Below are 17,926 nucleotides of genomic sequence, written 5' to 3'. Positions count from 1 at the left end.
CTGGTAAACGCACTCATGGAACAAATCTTGAATGACCTCTCGGCCCAGACGTCCATCCCGTGGCAAGTGATCGCCACGCGACTTCTGGGAGCCGTGTTCTTTTGCGGTCTGATCGGCCTTGAGCGCGAGACCCGTCGGCGGGCCGCCGGATTGCGGACCCACATGCTCGTCGGATTGGCGGCGGCGCTGTATTGCCTGATTATGCTCGAAGTTCTCAATGACAGCGCCCACGCAGCGGACCGTGTGTCAATGGACCCGTTGCGTCTGGTAGAAGCCGTAACGAGTGGCGTGGCGTTTCTGGCTGCCGGAATGATTGTATTCTCGCAAGGCAAGGTGCGCGGTCTGACCACCGGGACAAGCCTTTGGCTGGCCGCCGGTGTGGGTCTAAGCGCCGGTTTCGGAATGTGGTTGATGGCGGTGGTGGCCACCATCCTCGCCTTGATCATCATCCGCGGCATCAAGGTTGCCGAAGGCATCGCCCATGACGATGACGACGAGGCGAAGGAACCGTAGACCGGATCATTGCCGGGCAAATCCGTCGGCCAGAAATTAACTTTCGTTCGGCAGAATTTGCTTTGGCGATCGGTCTGAAAAACCGCGCAAGGCACCTGCTCTCGGGTTTGCTGTACGGAAGTGGCGGACAGGAAGGGATTCGAACCCTCGAGACGGTCTCCCGCCTACGCACTTTCCAGGCGCGCGCCTTCGACCACTCGGCCACCTGTCCGAGGCGGTGTTTAGAAGAAACCCTTGGGGGGATGCAAGGGCGTTTGTTCAGATATTGTACAACAAAGTATCAGCGCGCGCGCATCCGGTGCCAGACCCACAGAAAGTGCGCTGCGATGACGACCTCAATCGCGGCGGCGCCGAGGATGGACGGGCGGGCGATGCCCTGCGACCACGCCAGAAAACCGGTGCCAGCAACACCCAGGAACGCGAGGGCACAGATCAGGCAAAGGTTGGCCAGAAACGGCCCGGGCTGCAAGGACCGCGCGAGAATGAGCACGGCGCCCAAGGCCAGCACCGCCGGTGAGAATCTGCGGGCGGGGAAATCCATGCCGGACACATAGTCGGTGGCGTAAAGCTGAAAGTAGGCCTGCGGCGCGACCAGAAGCACGGCACCGATCAGCAGCACGAAGACCCCGGTGGCCAGAAGCAAGCCGCGATGCATCACTCGTCCAGCGCAATGTTGACGCGACGGTTCTGTTTCCCCTTGTTCTCGATCTTGCCGAACACGACGCGGCCGATTTCGCCGGTGCGGGCGACATGCGTGCCGCCGCAGGGTTGCAGATCGACCTGATCGGCGCCCTCTCCGATCCTCACTAGGCGCACCCTGCCGCTGCCGCGCGGCGGTTGCACCGACATTGTCTTGACCAGCGACGGGTTCGCCTCAAGCTCGTCATCGGTGATCCAGCTTTCGCCGACCACGAGGTCGCAATCGATCAGGCGGTTCAATTCGTCTTCGAGCGCGTCGCGGTCTTCGGGCGGTTCGGGCATCATGAAATCGAGCCGTCCGCGCCCTGCCCCGATCGACCCACCGGTGACAGGCAACGGGATGACCACCGACAGAAGATGCAGCGCGGTGTGGACGCGCATGTGCTTGTGCCGGCGTTCCCAATCGAGGCGCTGGACGACATGCGCGCCGACGGGCGGCAGACGTGTCGGTTCGGACGGGACAAGGATGCTTTGTCCGTCAGGGCCTTTGACCGTCGTGGCGATCACAAGCGTGGTGCCGTCCCAATCGATCCAGCCGCTGTCGCCGGGTTGACCACCGCCTGTGGGGTAAAACAGCGCGTCTGTCAGGATGACCCCACCTTCGTCGGTGTGGCCCATAACACGGGCGGTGCTTTCACGCATGTAAGGATCGGAGCGATAGAGGGGGTCGGTCATGGCTGTGGCTCCTCTGCCTCTGAGGGAGGCTCGGATGGACGTTCGGTGTCGGACGCGCGTTCGCGATCCGACGACGTTTGATCATCAGACGCGCTGTCAGACGTCGCAGGCGGTGACTCGCGTTCCGGTCGAGCGCCGGGCAAGGCTTCGGGATTGCGCAGCCAGACATCGCGCTGCGCGAAGGGAATCTCGATTCCTTCCCGTTTGAAGGCCTCGGTGATCTGGTGATTGATCTCGGTGCGCACGACGAGGATCTTGGTGACGTCGCGCAGGATCATGCGCACGTCGAAATCAAGAGAGTCCGCGCCGAAGCCTTTGAAATGCACGAACGGCTCGGGATTCATCAGAACCATCTCGTGGTTGCGGGCGATCTTGTAGAGCACGTCCTCGACCTTGCGGGTGTCGGTGCCGTAAGCCACGCCGACATCCACCGTCAGACGCCCGAGCGTATTGCCGCGGGTGTAGTTGGTGACGGAGTTGGAGACGAGATCGGCGTTTGGGACGATCACCTCGGTCCTGTCGAAGGTCTCGATCCGGGTCGAGCGGACGGAGATGTCGCGCACCGTGCCGTGCTGACCGTTGACCTCGATCCAGTCCCCTTCCGAGATCGGGCGTTCGATCAGCAGGATGATCCCGGAGACGAAGTTCTGCACGATGTTTTGCAGGCCGAAACCGATCCCGACCGACAGCGCACCGGCGACGAAGGCAAGTGCGGTCAGGTCGATCCCGGCGGCAGTGATCGCGATGATGACGGACAGGAATATCCCCAGATACCCGATGCCCGAGACGATCGCCGTCTGTCCCCCCTTGTCGAGCCGGGTCTTAGGCAGGACAGAGCCCCTCAATCCGCCCTGCAAAAGCCGGGTCAGCACGTATCCGATCACGAAGACAATGGCGAAGGTCAGGAAATCCGTCGGAGAGATGCGCGTGTCGCCGAACGAAAAACCGGCCTGGAACCGTGCCCAAAGCTCGGTCAGATCCGCCACCCGCGCGCCCCAGATAAGCGCGAGGATCGGGAAGGCAGCAAGGGTCAGGACACTGCCGGAGATCACCGGCAGCAGGCTTTGGTTTTCGTCAAGCTCGTTGCCGGTCACGAGGTGATAAGCGTCGCGGGTGAAACGCTGACAAATGAGCAGGAAGGCGAAGAGACCGAGCGTGAGGATGGTCGGGAAGATCAGGAATTCGGCGATGTTATAATAGCCGACAGCGGACAGGACCGGTCCCACGACACCGACAACCATCGCGGCCTGCCCGGCAAGGCGCGCCAGCCGCGAAGGAAAGCTCAGATACGCAGTTTCGTCTTCACCCGGTTCAAGAGAGACCTCTTGCGGTCCGGTCTTGCGCAGGATCTGCCCCAACCGGAACAGGATCAGTCCGCAGAAAAGATGAATGATGAACCCCAGCACAGACTGGGTTTCGATGCTCCACTCCCCGATCTCGAACAGGTAGGCCACCAGAGTATTGAGCGCGAGCAGCCAGGACAGCGAATTGACGTAGTACCGGGCTTCGGTGCGCCTCTTGTGCGAGAGCGCAATGGTGTTGGTGTCATCATCCGGCGAAAATGTTTCGGCAGCCAGCCAGCGCGCGACCAGCACCACCAAAAGCATGACGGGCAAAACGTAGATCACCTCGACCCCGCGTTCACCGATCATGCCCGAGATGGCGATGGCCTGAACCAGCAGAACAAGTCCGATGACCGGCAGCATGATCCGCAGGATGGACAGGATCGCGCTCCAGACGCCGGTGCCGCGCCGCGTCTTGTTGCGCAGCCACCGGCCAAGCCTGTCGACAACTTTGGGCGCACGGAACTGGAACAGCGCCGAGAAGACCAGGAGCAACAGGATCACCGGCAATTGGTCGGTCATCGCCTGACGGCGCGTCGGCGAATTCCAGTTCGTGATCGCGTCTTGCACGATGGCCTGTAACGGCTGGAACAGGCTTTTGATCGCAGGCCCCCAAAGGCGTGGGTCCAGCGGCTCTGTCCCGCGGCGCAAAAGCTGTTCTGTTTGACGGCTGCGGATGAGTTCGTCGATTTCAGCGATCAGACCATCGGCGCGATTATAGGCTTCCTCGGCACGTAGCAGGGGCGCTTGCAGTTCATTGATCTGTCGCTGGAGCTCTTGCCGCCTCTGCGCGATTTCTTCCGCCTCGGATCCATCCTCCGGTGGCGTCCCAAGCGCATTGAGTTGGGACTGCAACGTCGACAGGCGCGGATCGCCCGCGTTCTGCTGCGCCAGCAAACGGTCGCGGAAGGCGGCAACCTCGGATCGGACGTCTTCCAGCGTGTCGGTCGAAACATCGCCCGAGGCCACGGCGGTTTCGGCGCGTTCCGCGACTTCGGTCCAGGCGTCGTAGCTGATCCCTTCGATTTGAGCCGAGACGGATGCGGCGGCGAAAAGTACAAGAAACGTTGCCGCCCGGAGCGCTGCGACCATCCGGGTCATACGTCCTCGAATACCGTGGGAATGTCTTGGGGTTCTGCGTCCATCCATGCCGGGACAGGCAGGTTTTTCTCGCGCAGGAACGCGGGGTTGAAAAGCTTGGACTGATAGCGCGTGCCATAGTCGCACAGAATCGTGACGATGGTGTGCCCCGGCCCAAGGTCTTTTGCCAGCCGCATGGCGCCCGCGATGTTGATCCCGGACGACCCGCCAAGGCAAAGGCCTTCTTCTGCTAACAGGTCGAACACGATGGGAAGCGCCTCTTCATCGGGGATCTGATAGGCCATGTCGGGTTTGAACCCTTCGAGATTGGCCGTCACCCGCCCCTGCCCGATGCCTTCGGTGATCGACCCGCCTTCGGATTTGAACTCACCGGTGGTGTAGTAGGAATAGAGCGCTGCCCCCATGGGATCGGCCAGGCCGATCTTGACGCCCTTGGGTTGGAGCACTTCGGCCACCCCGGCGAGCGTTCCGCCGGACCCCACGGCGCAGATGAACCCGTCGACCTTGCCGTCGGTCTGGTCCCAGATTTCCGGCCCCGTGGTTTCAATATGCGCCTGACGGTTCGCGACGTTGTCGAACTGGTTGGCCCAGATGACACCCTCGTTGCTGCGGCGCGCCATTTCTTCGGCAAGGCGACCGGAATAGCGCACGTAGTTATTCGGGTTCTTATAGGGCGCCGCGGGCACTTCGACGAGCTGTGCACCGGCAAGGCGCAGCATGTCCTTCTTTTCCTCGCTTTGCGTCTCGGGAATGACGATCACCGTCTTGAAGCCCATCGACGCACCGACCAGCGCAAGCCCGATCCCGGTGTTGCCGGCCGTGCCTTCTACAATCGTGCCACCGGGCTTGAGCAAGCCCTTGTCCATCGCGTCCCTGATGATGAACAGCGCCGCGCGGTCCTTTACGGATTGGCCGGGATTGAGGAACTCGGCCTTGCCCAGAATGGTGCATCCGGTCAGCTCGCTCGCCTTGCGCAGCTTGATCAATGGTGTGTTGCCGACCGCCTCGGCCAAATCGCCCGCGAAACGCATGGTGCCCCCGTCAGATATGTTCCCCTCGGGTGTAGGCCCGGAGCCACGGGAACTCAAGCCGAGGCACGCAGCCGTCCGCGTTCTGCCGCCAGCCAAAAGAGCATCATGATCAGCGGCCCCGCGTTGATCTCACCGGAGTGAACCAGCGCCATGGCGTCATCGAAAGACAGAACGTGGCTTCGGATATCCTCGTGTTCGGATACCAAGCCATTTGCTGACGCAGTGAATTCAGAAAGGTCGGTAACTGACAGGAAGCAATGAAAAAATTCTGTCGAATATCCCGGCGATGCGTAGACCTGAACCATCGGCTCAAGCGATCCAAGCGTCACGCCGGACTCCTCCATCGCCTCGCGTCGTGCCGTGTCGGCGGGGTCTTCTCCGGGATCGACCAGACCGGCGATCGGCTCGAACACCCACGGGTTCGGATCGCCGCGCCACATCGGCCCGAACCTAAGCTGTTCGATCAGCAAGATTTGATCGGTCTTGGGGTCGTAGGGCAGCACAAGCGCCGCGTCGAACGCCAGAAACGCTTCGCGCCTGACAGTCGGGCTTCGGGTGCCGTCGAACCGGCTGTGGTCGAAATCGAAATCCGCTAGCTCGAAAAAACCGCGATAGCCTTCGTGGCGCTTATGGATCGTGACGTCGCCATCCTTCGGCGCATGACGTAGGGTCGTCGGCCCGGCCCCGCGCCGCGCAAGAATTCGCGACCAATGCCGCGCCGTCAGAAAGGGACGCAGCGCCCCGGCTGTCTCGGCATCGTAGCGAGCGCGCCGCGCCATCACGTCCCGCGCCGCCCCAACGACCATTTCGCCCCAGCCACGCACCCAGTCCTCCAAAACCCACGGCGCGCCGCGCGTTTGATCCTGCGACATCGGATAGAAACACACGGCACGAAGAGTTCCGTCGGTCGTTCGAACGCCGACCTCGCTCAAATGATAGGAAAACGCGCCTTCGTAATAGCTTAGACGGCTTTCCTCATCCTCGGTCACACCCAAGAGCACCACGCCCTGCGCATCGTGGCCGGGGGCTCTTTCGATCATGGGATAGGCCTCGTCCTTTACCCAGGACACCCGGTGGTCCGGCAAGACCGCCGTCTGCAGCCGTTGAGACAAAGCTCCGGACGGCACACCGAGAACCGCTTCCAGAAGCGGCACGTGGCACAGGGTTCCATAAAAGAAAAGCGTGGACAAACCAGCTTATTTCCACTGCCGCGCGGCGTATTCCGCGAAGTATCCGGTCAGCAGCGCCCCGATGAGAAAAGTCGCGATCATCATCGGGTTCATCAGTAGAGCACCGTATTCGATCCCGATCTCGAAAATCGCGGAGAATGCTTCGACCGGGCCGTCGAACCGGCGCTTCAGGGCAAGTTGAATCATCTCGTAGCTGGCATGGAAAAACACGGCCCAGAAAATCAGGGCCGCCACCCCTGTCAGCCCGTTCGCGATGGCATCCTTGGTCCCCCGTCCCGCGCGTGTGCCCACGACGAACCAGCCCACCACCGCTCCAACAAGCGCATTGAATTCGGAAAAGCGGCCGAAGTTGTTGATTTCCGGGAGAAGCGTTTTCACCAGTTCCGACGCCAAATACCCCAACGCGGCCAAACACAGGGCGGCGACGGCTTTGGCGGCGGTGGGCATGTCAGCTTGGTCTCGTAATGGTAATCTGCGTTACATCGCAGTTTCCGCTATGAAAAGTCGCCGCGCAAGAGGTGAGATAGAAATTCCACATTCTTCGGAATCTCTCATCGAAACCCAGGTTGGCGACCTGGTCCCATTTTTCGTTGAAGGTTTCGTGCCATCGGCGCAGCGTCTGGCTATAGCTTTCGCCGAATTCGATCGACTTGGCCACGTTGAGGCCCGCCGCCTCGATTTCCTTGCGCAACACGCCCGGGCTGGGAAGCATTCCACCTGGGAAGATATATTTCTGAATGAAATCAACGCCCCGATTGTAGATTTCCCAACGCGACTCTTCGACCGTGATGATTTGCAAAGTCGCGTTCTTGCCGGGTTTGAGGCAATTCCGAACGGAATTGAAATATGTCGGCCAGTACTTCTGACCCACGGCTTCGAACATTTCGATAGAGGCGATCCCGTCATATTGCCCGGTTTCGTCACGATAATCCTGAAGCTTGAAGGTCACACGGTCCGACAAACCTGCCTTCTCGATCCGGTCCACAGCGTAGTTGTATTGCTCCTGGCTGATCGTCAGTCCAGTGACTTTGAGGCCACGTTCCTTGGCGGCGTATTCGGCAAACCCGCCCCAGCCACAGCCGATTTCCAGCACGTGATCGCCCGGTTCAGCGCCCATCTGGTCGACCATGCTTTTGTATTTTGCGATCTGCGCCTTCTCGGTGCTTTCCTGTCCGGTTTCAAAGAGGGCCGAGGAATAGGTCATCGTGTCGTCGAGCCAGAGGCTGTAGAAATCGTTGCCCAGATCGTAGTGGTAGCTGATGTTCTTTTTCGCTTGTCGCTTGGAATTGGACTGCATCCAGAACCGCAACTGTTCGTACCAGCGGACAAATTTCATCCCCGGGAAGCTGTCATAGACATCGTTGTTTTCGCCGTGCACGAAATCCATGAACGCCTGCAAATCCGGCGTGCTCCACCAGCCTTCGAGATAGGCGTCGCTGAAGCCAAGATCGCCGTCGCGGATCAGGCGCGCGAAAAGATCGGTGTTGTGCACATGCACCTCGGCAACCGCCCCCGGTTCCGCGCCCTCGGCCCGGAAATGGCGCCCGTCCGGAAGGATGAAGTCCACCCTTCCCTTCCGTAGCCGGTCCGCCATCGCGAAGACCTGAGCGAAATAGCGCGGCAGATTGGGTTGGTTTTCGGTCGTTGTCAGGATCATGCAGGTCTTCCGCTGTCTACGTCTCTGGACACTAGCCACAGCCCCCTCGGGCGGGCAAGTGTTAACCCAAGGTAGCGTCGGCCCGTCAAAGGCAAGACGCGCCGGTCACTAAGGTGCGGATTTCGTTCATTTTGCCGGATCGTTGCGGCAAAAACAACGGTCCCGTCAAAACGACCTGTTCTCGTAAGCCGACAAGGCCCGCTTGCGCCCCTCGTCCGGTGGCACGATCGGATCGGGATAGGGATCGTTTGCCGACATCTTCCACTGGCGCGGGATCGCCTCGAAATAGGCAAGCGCGTCCTTGTGCGGGTTTTCGTACTCCTCGGCGATCCAGCGGCTGACATAGTCCCGGTCCTTGTCGAACTTGTCGAGCTGCGTCACCGGATTGAACACCCGGAAATAGGGCGTGGCATCCGGGCCTGAGCCTGCCGACCATTGCCAGCCCATCGCGTTGGACGCCGGGTCCCAGTCGATCAGGCAGTCCTTGAACCACTCCAGCCCGATCTTCCAGTGACACATGAGGTGCTTGGTCAGGTAGCTTGCCACGATCATACGGCCGCGGTTGTGCATCCGGCCCGTGACATAGAGCTCGCGCATGGCGGCATCGACGAACCGGATGCCCGTGCGACCCTGCTTCCAAGCCTTGACCTCGGCTTTGCGCTCGTCCTCGTTCCAGGGGAAGGCCTCCCACTCCTCGCGCCAGTTGTCGGTCAGGATACGGGGCGTGTGCCACATCAGGTGATAGGCAAACTCGCGCCAGACCAGCTCCTTGAGAAAGGTCTCGGCCCCTGCCTTGCCCTCCTCTTTGGCGCGTTGACCTGCGTGCCAGCATTGCGCCGGGCTAATCTCTCCCAGAGACAGGTTTTCCGACAGGTTCGACGTGCCGTCCATGCCGGGAATGTCCCGCGTACGATCATAATCCGCCACCTTCGATGCCAGAAACGCCCCAAGCCGGGACTGAGCGGCTTGCTCTCCAAGCTGTACGAACGGGCGGACGACGTCGGCCCCCCGGTTCATGGCGACACCCAGCGCCCAGTCCTCGAGCGTTTCGCTCTCGGGCCAGGTCTCCGGTGCCGGTAAGGAGGACGGTGCGCTTAGCGGTTCGGACACCGATCGGTCGCGCACCGACTTCCAGAATGGTGTGTAAACCTTGTAGAACTCGCCTTGCTTGGTCTCGACGGTCCAGGGCTCGAACATCAGGTGCCCGGCAAAGCTCTCTGCCTCGACCTCCATCTCCTTGAGTGCGGCTTTCACGTCCTTGTCGCGCGCGACGGCATCCGGGTCGTAGGCGCGTTGCCAATAGACCGCATCCGCGCCCGTCTCTTTCACAAGCGCCGGGATCACCGCTCGCGCGTCGCCCGAGCGCAGGATCAAGCGGCTGCCTTTGTCCTCCAAAGAGGCCGCGTAGTGATCCAGACCCAGACCCAGCCGCCATTTCGGCGCGGCACCCAGATCGTCCACCAGATCGTCCCGCAGGAAAACCGGGATCACCGGACCGCCCCGCTCCACCGCCGCTGACACCGCTGCGTGATCGCTCAAACGGAGATCTCTGCGGATCCATACCAAAGTTGGTGACGTCATGCTTTGCCCTTTAAAATCTGTTTCGTCTCGACCTAACCGCGCGACACCAAAGGTCAAACGCATCTCCGGCCTTCTTTGGGCTACAAATACCTCGGGGGAGTCGCGCAAAGCGCGACGGGGGCAGAGCCCCCTAAAGCACCGCGTCCAATGCCTCGATCGCCTTGGTCACTTCGGCCTCGGTGGTGTAATGCACGAAGCTCAGACGCAGCACGCCCTTGTCCATATCCACCCCCATCGCCTCGAGCGCGCGCACCGCGTAGAAATCGCCGCCACCGCACATGACGCCGTGTTGCGCAAGCTCCGCCGCCACATCCGCAGCCGGGCGGTTCAGCGCCAGTGCAACCGTAGGCGCGCGCAAGCCAGCCTCCGAGGGGCCAATGAGCCGCACGGAGTTGCGGTCCTTGACCGCATCCAGCAGCGGCTGGAGCAGACGCACCTCGTGGTCCCGCATCAGGTCATGCGCGCCCCCCGCCCCAACCCCGTGATGCGCGCCAAGCGCCTCCATGTAATCGGCCATCCCGGCACAGGCCGCGATCTGCGCATGGTCTGGCCCGGCGGGTGTGAAGCGTTTGTAAAGCGTATCGGCATTGAAGTAATGCCCCTGGTTGGGCAGCAGATGCCCAAGAGTCCGGCGCATCACCATGATGCCCTGATGAGGCCCGTAGGTTTTGTAACTTGAAAACAGATAGATATCCGGCCCCATCTCGCCGACATTGGGAAAGCCGTGCGGCGCATAGCTCACCCCATCAACACAGACGAACGCGCCCGCCGCATGGCAGAGCGCGGTGATCTTGAGCACCGGATTGATCTCGCCCACCACGTTGGAACAATGCGGAAAGCAAACAAGCCGCACGTGTTCGTCCAGCAGGTTCTCCAAATCGTCGGTCTCCAAATGCCCGGTCTCGGGATCGACCTGCCACTCCCGAACCTCGATGCCCTCATCCGCCAGCCGCCGCCACGGGCCGGTATTGGCCTCGTGATCCTGGTTGGTGACAACAATCGCCTCGCCGGGGGACAGGAACTGCCGGAACGCCTGCGCCAGCACGTAGGTGTTCTGCGTCGTCGAGGGACCAAAGCTCAGCTCGTCTGTCTCCACCCCCAGAAGCGCCGCAAGACGACGGCGCGCCTCGTCCATTTCCGCGCCGCCCAGACGGGACGCCTCGTACGGTCCGTACGGCTGAACCTTACGTTCGCGGTAAAAGCGCGTCAGGCGGTCGATCACCTGTTGGCAGGCATAGGACCCTCCGGCGTTTTCGAAGAACGCCTGCCCCTCCAAAGACGGTTCGGCGAAGGCCGGGAATTGCGAACGGACGAAATCGGTATCTAGCATATGGGTCTCCCTTGCGCGCAGGTGACCCCGGCTTTCGGTCAGGGTCAAGGCCCGCAAAAGAAAACCCCGCCCCGGATCGTGCCGGGACGGGGTGAGATCACAAACGCATCGGGATCAGAGCGCGCGGCGTTCGGCCTGAAGCCCTTTCCAGATTGCCCAACACATGATGAGCAACACCACCGTGAACGGCAGGCCCGTCGAGATCACCATGGATTGCAGCGATTGCAAACCACCTGCCGAAAGCAGCAGGACGATTGCAACCGCGCCCTCGAAGATGCACCAGAACACGCGCTGCGGCACCGGTGCGTCGACCTTGCCGCCTGCGGTGATCGTGTCGATCACGAGGCTGCCCGAGTCGGACGAGGTCACGAAGAACACGATGACCAACACGATGCCGATGAAGCTGGTGATGCTGGCCAGAGGAAGGGCGTCGAGCATCTTGAAAAGCTTAAGCTCGAGCGGGGCCTCCTGCGCTGCCGTGTAGCCGTCCTGCACAACCTGCTGGATCGCCACGCCACCAAAGACCGACATCCAGAGCACGCAGACCATCGACGGGATCAACAGCACGCAGATGATGAATTCACGCACGGTACGGCCCCGGCTGACGCGGGCGATGAACATGCCCACGAAGGGCGACCAGCTGATCCACCAGGCCCAGTAGAACGAGGTCCAGCCCTGCATGAAGTTCGTGTCTTCGCGCCCGACCGGGTTCGACAGTGCCGGCAGGTAGGTCAGATAGGCTGCGAGGTAATCGACAAAGCCCGTGAGGATCGCGAGGGTCGGACCGGCAAACAACACGAAGAGCAGCAAAAGCGCGGCCAGCCCCATGTTGATTTCGGACAGAACTTTCACACCGCCATCAAGACCGCGCACAACCGAGATCAACGCCACCGCGGTGATCGCAGTGATCAGGATGACTTCGGTGGTCGAACCGATCGGCACACCGAAAAGCTCGTTCAGGCCCGCATTCGCCTGTGTCGCGCCGAAACCGAGCGATGTCGCAAGGCCGAACAGCGTCGCGAACACGGCCAGAGTGTCGATCACGTGCCCCGGCCAACCCCAGACACGATCCCCGAGGATCGGGTAGAACGCGGACCGGATCGTCAGCGGCAGGCCCTTGTTGTAGGAAAAAAGCGCCAGCGCCAAAGCCACGACAGCGTAGATCGCCCAAGGGTGCAGCCCCCAGTGGAAGATGGTCGCCGCAAAGGCCAGACGGATCGCCGCCTGCTCATCGCCACCGGCGGCTCCCAGAGGTGCCCAGTCCGTGCGCGCACCGTCCTCGGCGGCCGTTCCGCCGATGGACGAGGCGAAATGGCTCATCGGCTCTGACACGCCGTAGAACATGAGGCCAATGCCCATCCCGGCGGCGAACAGCATCGCGAACCAACCGATATAGGTGTAATCCGGCGTCGCCTCGGCCCCGCCGAGCCGGACCGATCCGACCGGCAAAACGATCAGAAGAAGGCAGAACAGCACGAAAATATTGGCGGCACTCAGGAAGAACCAGTCAAAGCCCTGCGTGACCGCGCTGAACAGCCAGCTGAAAACCGCACCGGACTGTTCCGGCAGTGCCAGCGTGTAGAAGACGAATGCGATGATGCAGATGCCGGAGACCAGAAAGACCGGGTTGTGAATATCAAGACCGAAGGGCCCGATCTGCGTTTCGATATTATCCTGACCGATCTCGTACTCGGTCTCGATAATCTGGGATGTGCCCTCGGGTTCGGGGATCCCCTGATTTGCTGACGTATCGGCCATGAATTGGCCCCTCCTTGTTATTGTTATGTCCCAAAAATGACTGCGGAACCCATGTCTTGGTTCCCTCGGACGTTACCTGACGAGCATCACCGACGCTTTCGCGCGTCGTGCGATGGTGCTGCCGTTCGATGCCCAGATGTAGTCGGCGACATTGGGAATGTGACTTGCCATGACGACAAGGTCGGCGCCGGTACCCTCGATCGCCTTCAACAGCGTCGGATCCAGATCGACGGTCGGATCATGGCTGGTCAGCGCAAGCGAGTCCGCCTCGATGCCGTGGGTTTCCGCCTGGGATTTTGCAAAGGCCGAGAGTTTCTTCGCAAATTCCTCGGGCGTGTGCGCCACCGATCCCGGCGTTGCCGCAGACACTCCGACATAGGTCACCTTGGCCTTGTACTGCGTTGCCAGATCGGCTGCACAGCGCAGGGCTCGGTCAAGTTTGTCTGCATGCGCCAGATCGACAGGCACCATGATTTTGTCGAACACCTTCGTCCCTCCTGCAGTTGTGCCATCGCATCGTTGCGCTGGTCTTTTCGTGCCGACCGATGCGAGACAGTCGCGCGTCCCGCTGGCTCGGACGAACATATTGGCATGCGGAACCCCGCAGTGCTGGGTAAGCCTAAACGAAACCGCCGCCCCGATGCAAACCGAAGCGGCGGCTTATGTCGCGTTTGCGACTGCCAGGCGCGCTAAACCCCCAAAGGAATGTGGGAGTTGACCCGCCCTCAGTCAGAGGCCATGTCGCATTCGACCCTTCCGGGCCAAGCCGACATCACGCCCCCGCCGCCACGTCGACGACCACGCGTCCTTTCACCTGCCCTTGCAGGATGTCGGCCCCAAGCTTTGGCAGGTCAGCGAGCGTTGCCGGTGTCACCATCGCCTCGAGCTTGTCCATGGGCAGGTCCTTCGCGATCCGCTGCCAGGCGCGAACGCGATTGTCGTAGGGCTGCATGACGCTGTCGATGCCCAAAAGGTTCACTCCGCGCAGCAGGAACGGAACGACCGTCGCTGGCAGGTTCGCGCCACCGGCCAGTCCGACCGCCGCCACCGACGCCCCGTACTCCATCTGGCCCAGAACGCGGGCCAGCATCGCGCCGCCCACGGCATCGACACAGCCGCCCCATGTTTCGGATTCGAGCGGTCGCTTGACCGTCTCGTTGATCTCTTCGCGTGCCACGATCTGCGTCGCCCCAAGCGACTTGAGGTAGTCAGACTGTTCCGGCCGCCCGGTGACTGCCGCCACCTTGTGCCCGAGATTGGCCAGGATCGCGGTCGCCACCGACCCGACGCCGCCTGCGGCACCGGTCACAAGAACCGGCCCCGGCTTGACGCCATGATCCTCGAGCGCCATCACCGCCAGCATCGCCGTGAACCCGGCAGTGCCCACCGCCATGGCCTGACGCGTGTCCAACCCATCGGGCAGCGGCACGAGCCAATCCGCCTTGACGCGCGCTTTCTGGCTATAGCCGCCCCAATGCGCCTCGCCCACGCGCCATCCGGTCAGAACCACCTTGTCGCCCGGCTTGTAGCGGTCATCATCCGACGCCTCGACCGTGCCGGCAAAATCGATCCCCGGCACATGCGGGTATTTTCGCACGAGCCCTCCGCCCGGCCCGATGCAAAGCCCGTCCTTGTAGTTCACGGTCGAATATTCGACCGCAACCGTGACCTCGGCCTGGGGCAGATCTTCAAGCCCGATCTCTTCCACCGCCGCTGACGTCTTGCCGCTGTCCTCGTCCTTGCGAACGATCAATGCCTTGAACATGCCTTGCTCCTTTTCATCTTGCCAAAAAACTCCGGGGAGTGTGAGGGGCTGGCCCCTCACGCCTTGCATCCCCAACCGCTCAGACCCAGAAGGTTTCCCAAACCTGCGCCGCCCGCACCTCGGTGGGCAGCAACACGTCCAGATCGGTGCCCTCGACCCAATGCGTCATCCGCACCATGCCGATGGCGACATTGGTGTTGAAATCCGGGCTCCAGGCGGCACTGGTCACCTGCCCTACCTGCGTATCCCCGGCCATCAGCGGCCACGGCCTGTCGCAAAGCGGGACGCGGTCGCCATGGATCTCGATCGCCCGGATCTGGCGGATCGGCCCTTCCTGCGCCACCCGCAGCAGCGCATCGCGCCCGACACAGCCGATGGCGGTCTGCGTGTTGCAGAACTTGCCCAATCCACATTCATGCGGCGTGTTATCGTCCGTCATGTCGTTGCCGTAGCTCAGCAATCCGCCCTCGATGCGTTCGATCAGGTTGGGACAGCCGGCGTGTACGTCCAGATCGCGGCCCGCATCCATCAGCGCGTTCCAGAGCGGCATTCCAAGATCGCTGCCCTCGACATAGATCTCGAACCCACCCTGCCGGGAATAGCCGGACCGCGCCACGGCCAGCGACCGGCCCTGGAAATCCAGCATCTTGTACCGGAAGAACCGAATGTCTCGGACCGTGTCGCCGAAAACGCGCGCCATCAGATCGTCGGCTTTCGGCCCCTGTACCGCCAAGGGCGACACGTCGGGCTCATCCACCAAGACGTCCAGCCGGAACCCATAGGCCAGGCCTTTGACCCAGTACAAAAGATCGCTGTCGGCTATGGATATCCACCACCGATCCTCGGCCAGCTTGACCGCCACCGGATCGTTGAGCATGCCGCCGGTCTCATCGACGATGGGCACGTAGTAGCACTGCCCCGGCAACATCGACCGCAGATCGCGCGGGGTCAACATCTGCATCAGACGCCCGGCATCCGGCCCGCGCAGTTCGACCTGCCGTTCGCAGGCGACATCCCAGACCTGCACCGCCTCTTTCAGGTGGCGATAATCCTCTTCCACCGACCGGAACACGGTCGGCAAGAGCATGTGGTTATAGACCGTGTATGCCTTGACCCCGGCAGCCTCGTTGCCGTCGGAAAAGGGGGTCCGACGCACCCGCCGGGACGGAGAAATCAATGCCATGCGCAGACCTCATGCACAACGAATGGGACGGCGGGCGGGGCGATGCGCATCGCGCGAGCGCCGACCGGTATCCCGAAAATCACAACCAGGGCCCGTCCTCGGGCATGAACAGAATATCCGTCACCGGAGCCTCGGCCCCGGCGGCGGTCAACATCGCGTGGAGTTGCCCCCGATGGTGGGTCTGGTGATTGAACAGGTGCATCACGCACAGATCGAACGGGTGCGAGAAGTCCCGGTCGACCATCACCGACCGCCACTTGACCATCCCCTTCAGATCGACCGCGTTGAGGCGTTCCGCCCAGTGCAAGAGCCGCGCATCGGTCTTGTAACGCTCCCCTGCCCAGGCCGCCGGGGTCGGTGTGAGCGTCAGATGATCGCCTTCCGGGGCATCACCCAAACCCAGTCGCGCCATCCACATCCGGTCGCCCCACAAAAGATGGTTCGCGGTGTTCATCAACGATCCGAAAAACGCGCCGCGGTCCTTGCGCAACTCCGCCTCGGACAGGGTGTCGAAGGCCGCCCGAAGCTGCTTGTTCTGCCACGCGTTGTAGCGGGCCATGGTCACGCAGTATTCCGGGAAGACGTGCATCTATTTCGGCCCGTGCCAGTCGATCGGGCAGATCTCGGCCGATTTGCCGCCGAAATCCCAGATGCGACCGTAATCGCGCACCTTCGACTTCAGACCTTTCGCGGCGATGATATCTGGCCCCATCCAGTATTTGGAATTGGTGATCATCACCGGATGATCCGGGCTTGCGCCGTCAATCATCTCGATCTCGCCCTGAATCTTGCGCCCGATGTAAAGCCCGCGCTTCTTGCCGTCGCGGACGATCTCGACCTTCTCGCGCTCGGCGCCCACGATGTCGCTAACCAGCATGGTGAAGAGGCCCGTCGTTCCGCCCGCAGCACCCGAGAAAATCTGCAACAGACCGTTATAGGCCTTGCCGCTGGCCCGTTCGTCCACATAGGCCGCGACTTTCCAGCCGCCTTCGGCCATGCGACCGGGGATTTCCACCATCAGACCCACGTTCAGGCCAGACAGGCTCTCGCCCTCGTAATGCCCTTCGTCGATGGCAATGGCCATCCAGGCATAGCAATGCCCTTCGGTCGGGGGATGCGCGCCGAGGCTGACCACGCAGGGGCAGAACACGGTGCAGGAGCAGTTGAGAAACAACTCGCCCTTGATCGCCCATTCCGTCGGCGTCATGCGCCGCCGCTTGGGGTTGTCCATCCGCTGATCGATCCTCTGGCTGACCGGCAACCGGTCCGCGTCGGGGCGTTTCTTGACAGCCATCTTACCCTCCCATCATCAGGGGCCAGCCGATCACCGCAGCACCCGCCACGATCAGCAAAACCCCCATCGGTTTCGTTGTATAATGCCCGATCTGGGGCAGTTTTTCGATCACCATGAACAGCGTCGCCAGTCCCATCCAGGCGAGGTTCATCACGCCGCCGACAAATCCCAGCGCCATGAACCCCCAACAGCAGCCGACACAGAACGCGCCAAGGCCAAGCCCCATCCGCAACCCGCCATCGAAGCCCGTGCGCCAGCGCGTCAGGAAATAGCTCATGGGGCTGTGGCACACGCCGTGGCACACCTCTTTGGCGCGGGTGAACTGGAACGCGCCGACCGCGATCAGCAAGCCACCTTGAAACGCCGTGCTGCGCCCGATGCCCAGCATGTCGATCACACCGCCGAACAGCAGTGCAAGCTGTACGCCCGCGATCAGCGCGGCAAAGGCGACCCAGACCACGAAGTAGCCCAACAGCACACCCCACCAGCCGGTGCGGGTGCCATTGGCGCTAATCATCAGGTCTTCGTAGGCACGCAAGGTCGGCACCATCGTCGGCAGCATCATCGCGGCCATCATGATCGCCCACATGGCAAAAAGTGGCCCGAATTCTGCCATGGGCATCACCATGTCCATGCGCGGGTCCATGTTGCGCATGGTCTCGCCCATCGGGCCGGGGCGGCCCAGCAGATCAAGGTCCATCCCGACGGCCATCATGTAGAGAAACACCCAGGACGCCAGAATAGCGGCGAAAAACGTCAGCCACCCGATCGTGCGAACTGTCCCCTGCATCTCTTGCCCTCGTAGA

The 17,926-nt window shown here is 61.8% G+C and carries 17 protein-coding genes and 1 tRNA gene; 1 reads left to right on the top strand and 17 read right to left on the bottom strand.

All coding sequences use genetic code 11. The features are described from left to right. Window positions 1–15 precede the first annotated feature (15 nt). Window positions 16–513, top strand: coding sequence for an MgtC/SapB family protein (locus Q1B16_RS05755; protein WP_299785399.1), 498 nt, complete (start codon window positions 16–18; stop codon window positions 511–513). A 121-nt stretch (window positions 514–634) separates the two neighbouring features. Here Q1B16_RS05755 and Q1B16_RS05750 read toward each other — a convergent pair. The 17 genes from Q1B16_RS05750 to Q1B16_RS05670 form a co-directional block, all read right to left on the bottom strand. Next, window positions 635–724: transfer RNA gene (locus Q1B16_RS05750), tRNA-Ser, on the bottom strand. A gap of 69 nt (window positions 725–793) precedes the next feature. Continuing rightward, the gene (locus Q1B16_RS05745) at window positions 794–1,168 is read right to left on the bottom strand and encodes a hypothetical protein (RefSeq protein WP_299785397.1); all 375 of its coding nucleotides are present in this window, start codon (window positions 1,166–1,168) and stop codon (window positions 794–796) included. After that, window positions 1,168–1,887: an alanyl-tRNA editing protein gene (locus tag Q1B16_RS05740; protein ID WP_299785395.1), complete on the bottom strand. Its 720-nt coding sequence runs from the start codon at window positions 1,885–1,887 to the stop codon at window positions 1,168–1,170. The genes Q1B16_RS05745 and Q1B16_RS05740 overlap by 1 nt, the downstream gene beginning before the upstream one ends. Further along, on the bottom strand, window positions 1,884–4,322 hold the full coding sequence (locus tag Q1B16_RS05735; RefSeq protein ID WP_299785393.1) for a DUF3772 domain-containing protein: 2,439 nt from the start codon (window positions 4,320–4,322) through the stop codon (window positions 1,884–1,886). Before Q1B16_RS05735 ends, Q1B16_RS05740 begins: the two co-directional genes overlap by 4 nt. 5 nt (window positions 4,323–4,327) lie before the next feature. Then, window positions 4,328–5,362, bottom strand: a complete 1,035-nt coding sequence (locus Q1B16_RS05730) for a cysteine synthase A (RefSeq protein ID WP_299785391.1) — start codon at window positions 5,360–5,362, stop codon at window positions 4,328–4,330. A 53-nt stretch (window positions 5,363–5,415) separates the two neighbouring features. Next, window positions 5,416–6,552 (bottom strand): NUDIX domain-containing protein, encoded by a 1,137-nt coding sequence (locus Q1B16_RS05725; protein WP_299785389.1) that lies wholly within the window; start codon window positions 6,550–6,552, stop codon window positions 5,416–5,418. 6 nt (window positions 6,553–6,558) lie between these two features. Further along, entirely contained in the window at window positions 6,559–6,999 is a 441-nt protein-coding gene (locus tag Q1B16_RS05720) for a TrgA family protein (RefSeq protein ID WP_299785387.1), read from the bottom strand. A 1-nt stretch (window position 7,000) separates the two neighbouring features. Continuing rightward, window positions 7,001–8,209: a cyclopropane-fatty-acyl-phospholipid synthase family protein gene (locus Q1B16_RS05715; protein ID WP_299785385.1), complete on the bottom strand. Its 1,209-nt coding sequence runs from the start codon at window positions 8,207–8,209 to the stop codon at window positions 7,001–7,003. Window positions 8,210–8,374: 165 nt separating this feature from the next. Then, the gene (locus tag Q1B16_RS05710; protein ID WP_299785383.1) at window positions 8,375–9,790 is read right to left on the bottom strand and encodes a deoxyribodipyrimidine photo-lyase; all 1,416 of its coding nucleotides are present in this window, start codon (window positions 9,788–9,790) and stop codon (window positions 8,375–8,377) included. 130 nt (window positions 9,791–9,920) lie between these two features. Then, complete coding sequence (locus Q1B16_RS05705; protein WP_299785381.1) at window positions 9,921–11,120, bottom strand: aminotransferase class V-fold PLP-dependent enzyme; 1,200 nt, start codon at window positions 11,118–11,120, stop codon at window positions 9,921–9,923. Window positions 11,121–11,234: 114 nt separating this feature from the next. Continuing rightward, a complete protein-coding gene (locus tag Q1B16_RS05700) occupies window positions 11,235–12,878 on the bottom strand; it encodes a BCCT family transporter (protein ID WP_299785379.1) in 1,644 nt (547 codons plus the stop codon). A 72-nt stretch (window positions 12,879–12,950) separates the two neighbouring features. Continuing rightward, window positions 12,951–13,364 (bottom strand): universal stress protein, encoded by a 414-nt coding sequence (locus Q1B16_RS05695; RefSeq protein ID WP_299785377.1) that lies wholly within the window; start codon window positions 13,362–13,364, stop codon window positions 12,951–12,953. 286 nt (window positions 13,365–13,650) lie between these two features. After that, complete coding sequence (gene acuI, locus Q1B16_RS05690) at window positions 13,651–14,643, bottom strand: acryloyl-CoA reductase (RefSeq protein ID WP_299785375.1); 993 nt, start codon at window positions 14,641–14,643, stop codon at window positions 13,651–13,653. A 79-nt stretch (window positions 14,644–14,722) separates the two neighbouring features. Then, on the bottom strand, window positions 14,723–15,826 hold the full coding sequence (locus tag Q1B16_RS05685; RefSeq protein WP_299785373.1) for a dimethylsulfoniopropionate demethylase: 1,104 nt from the start codon (window positions 15,824–15,826) through the stop codon (window positions 14,723–14,725). 79 nt (window positions 15,827–15,905) lie between these two features. Then, window positions 15,906–16,415 (bottom strand): DinB family protein, encoded by a 510-nt coding sequence (locus Q1B16_RS05680; RefSeq protein ID WP_299785371.1) that lies wholly within the window; start codon window positions 16,413–16,415, stop codon window positions 15,906–15,908. Then, complete coding sequence (locus Q1B16_RS05675) at window positions 16,416–17,120, bottom strand: DUF1326 domain-containing protein (RefSeq protein ID WP_299785369.1); 705 nt, start codon at window positions 17,118–17,120, stop codon at window positions 16,416–16,418. A 1-nt stretch (window position 17,121) separates the two neighbouring features. Next, a complete protein-coding gene (locus tag Q1B16_RS05670; protein ID WP_299785367.1) occupies window positions 17,122–17,910 on the bottom strand; it encodes a DUF2182 domain-containing protein in 789 nt (262 codons plus the stop codon). Window positions 17,911–17,926: the final 16 nt, after the last annotated feature.

Origin of the sequence: uncultured Marivita sp., assembly GCF_947488135.1 — a bacterium.
GTDB lineage: Bacteria > Pseudomonadota > Alphaproteobacteria > Rhodobacterales > Rhodobacteraceae > Marivita.
The sequence above is the reverse complement of the archived record's forward strand: the minus strand, read 5'-3'. Positions and strand labels throughout refer to the sequence as shown.

What these genes read in the sequence shown, in the direction of transcription:
- Q1B16_RS05735 (WP_299785393.1), bottom strand. Translation starts at nt 4,322, where the DNA reads ATGGTCGCAGCGCTCCGGGCGGCAACGTTTCTTGTACTTTTCGCCGCC.
- Q1B16_RS05705 (WP_299785381.1), bottom strand. Translation starts at nt 11,120, where the DNA reads ATGCTAGATACCGATTTCGTCCGTTCGCAATTCCCGGCCTTCGCCGAA.
- Q1B16_RS05670 (WP_299785367.1), bottom strand. Translation starts at nt 17,910, where the DNA reads ATGCAGGGGACAGTTCGCACGATCGGGTGGCTGACGTTTTTCGCCGCT.
- Q1B16_RS05675 (WP_299785369.1), bottom strand. Translation starts at nt 17,120, where the DNA reads ATGGCTGTCAAGAAACGCCCCGACGCGGACCGGTTGCCGGTCAGCCAG.
- Q1B16_RS05710 (WP_299785383.1), bottom strand. Translation starts at nt 9,790, where the DNA reads ATGACGTCACCAACTTTGGTATGGATCCGCAGAGATCTCCGTTTGAGC.
- acuI (WP_299785375.1), bottom strand. Translation starts at nt 14,643, where the DNA reads ATGTTCAAGGCATTGATCGTTCGCAAGGACGAGGACAGCGGCAAGACG.
- Q1B16_RS05700 (WP_299785379.1), bottom strand. Translation starts at nt 12,878, where the DNA reads ATGGCCGATACGTCAGCAAATCAGGGGATCCCCGAACCCGAGGGCACA.
- Q1B16_RS05720 (WP_299785387.1), bottom strand. Translation starts at nt 6,999, where the DNA reads ATGCCCACCGCCGCCAAAGCCGTCGCCGCCCTGTGTTTGGCCGCGTTG.
- Q1B16_RS05755 (WP_299785399.1), top strand. Translation starts at nt 16, where the DNA reads ATGGAACAAATCTTGAATGACCTCTCGGCCCAGACGTCCATCCCGTGG.
- Q1B16_RS05715 (WP_299785385.1), bottom strand. Translation starts at nt 8,209, where the DNA reads ATGATCCTGACAACGACCGAAAACCAACCCAATCTGCCGCGCTATTTC.
- Q1B16_RS05740 (WP_299785395.1), bottom strand. Translation starts at nt 1,887, where the DNA reads ATGACCGACCCCCTCTATCGCTCCGATCCTTACATGCGTGAAAGCACC.
- Q1B16_RS05685 (WP_299785373.1), bottom strand. Translation starts at nt 15,826, where the DNA reads ATGGCATTGATTTCTCCGTCCCGGCGGGTGCGTCGGACCCCCTTTTCC.
- Q1B16_RS05680 (WP_299785371.1), bottom strand. Translation starts at nt 16,415, where the DNA reads ATGCACGTCTTCCCGGAATACTGCGTGACCATGGCCCGCTACAACGCG.
- Q1B16_RS05730 (WP_299785391.1), bottom strand. Translation starts at nt 5,362, where the DNA reads ATGCGTTTCGCGGGCGATTTGGCCGAGGCGGTCGGCAACACACCATTG.
- Q1B16_RS05745 (WP_299785397.1), bottom strand. Translation starts at nt 1,168, where the DNA reads ATGCATCGCGGCTTGCTTCTGGCCACCGGGGTCTTCGTGCTGCTGATC.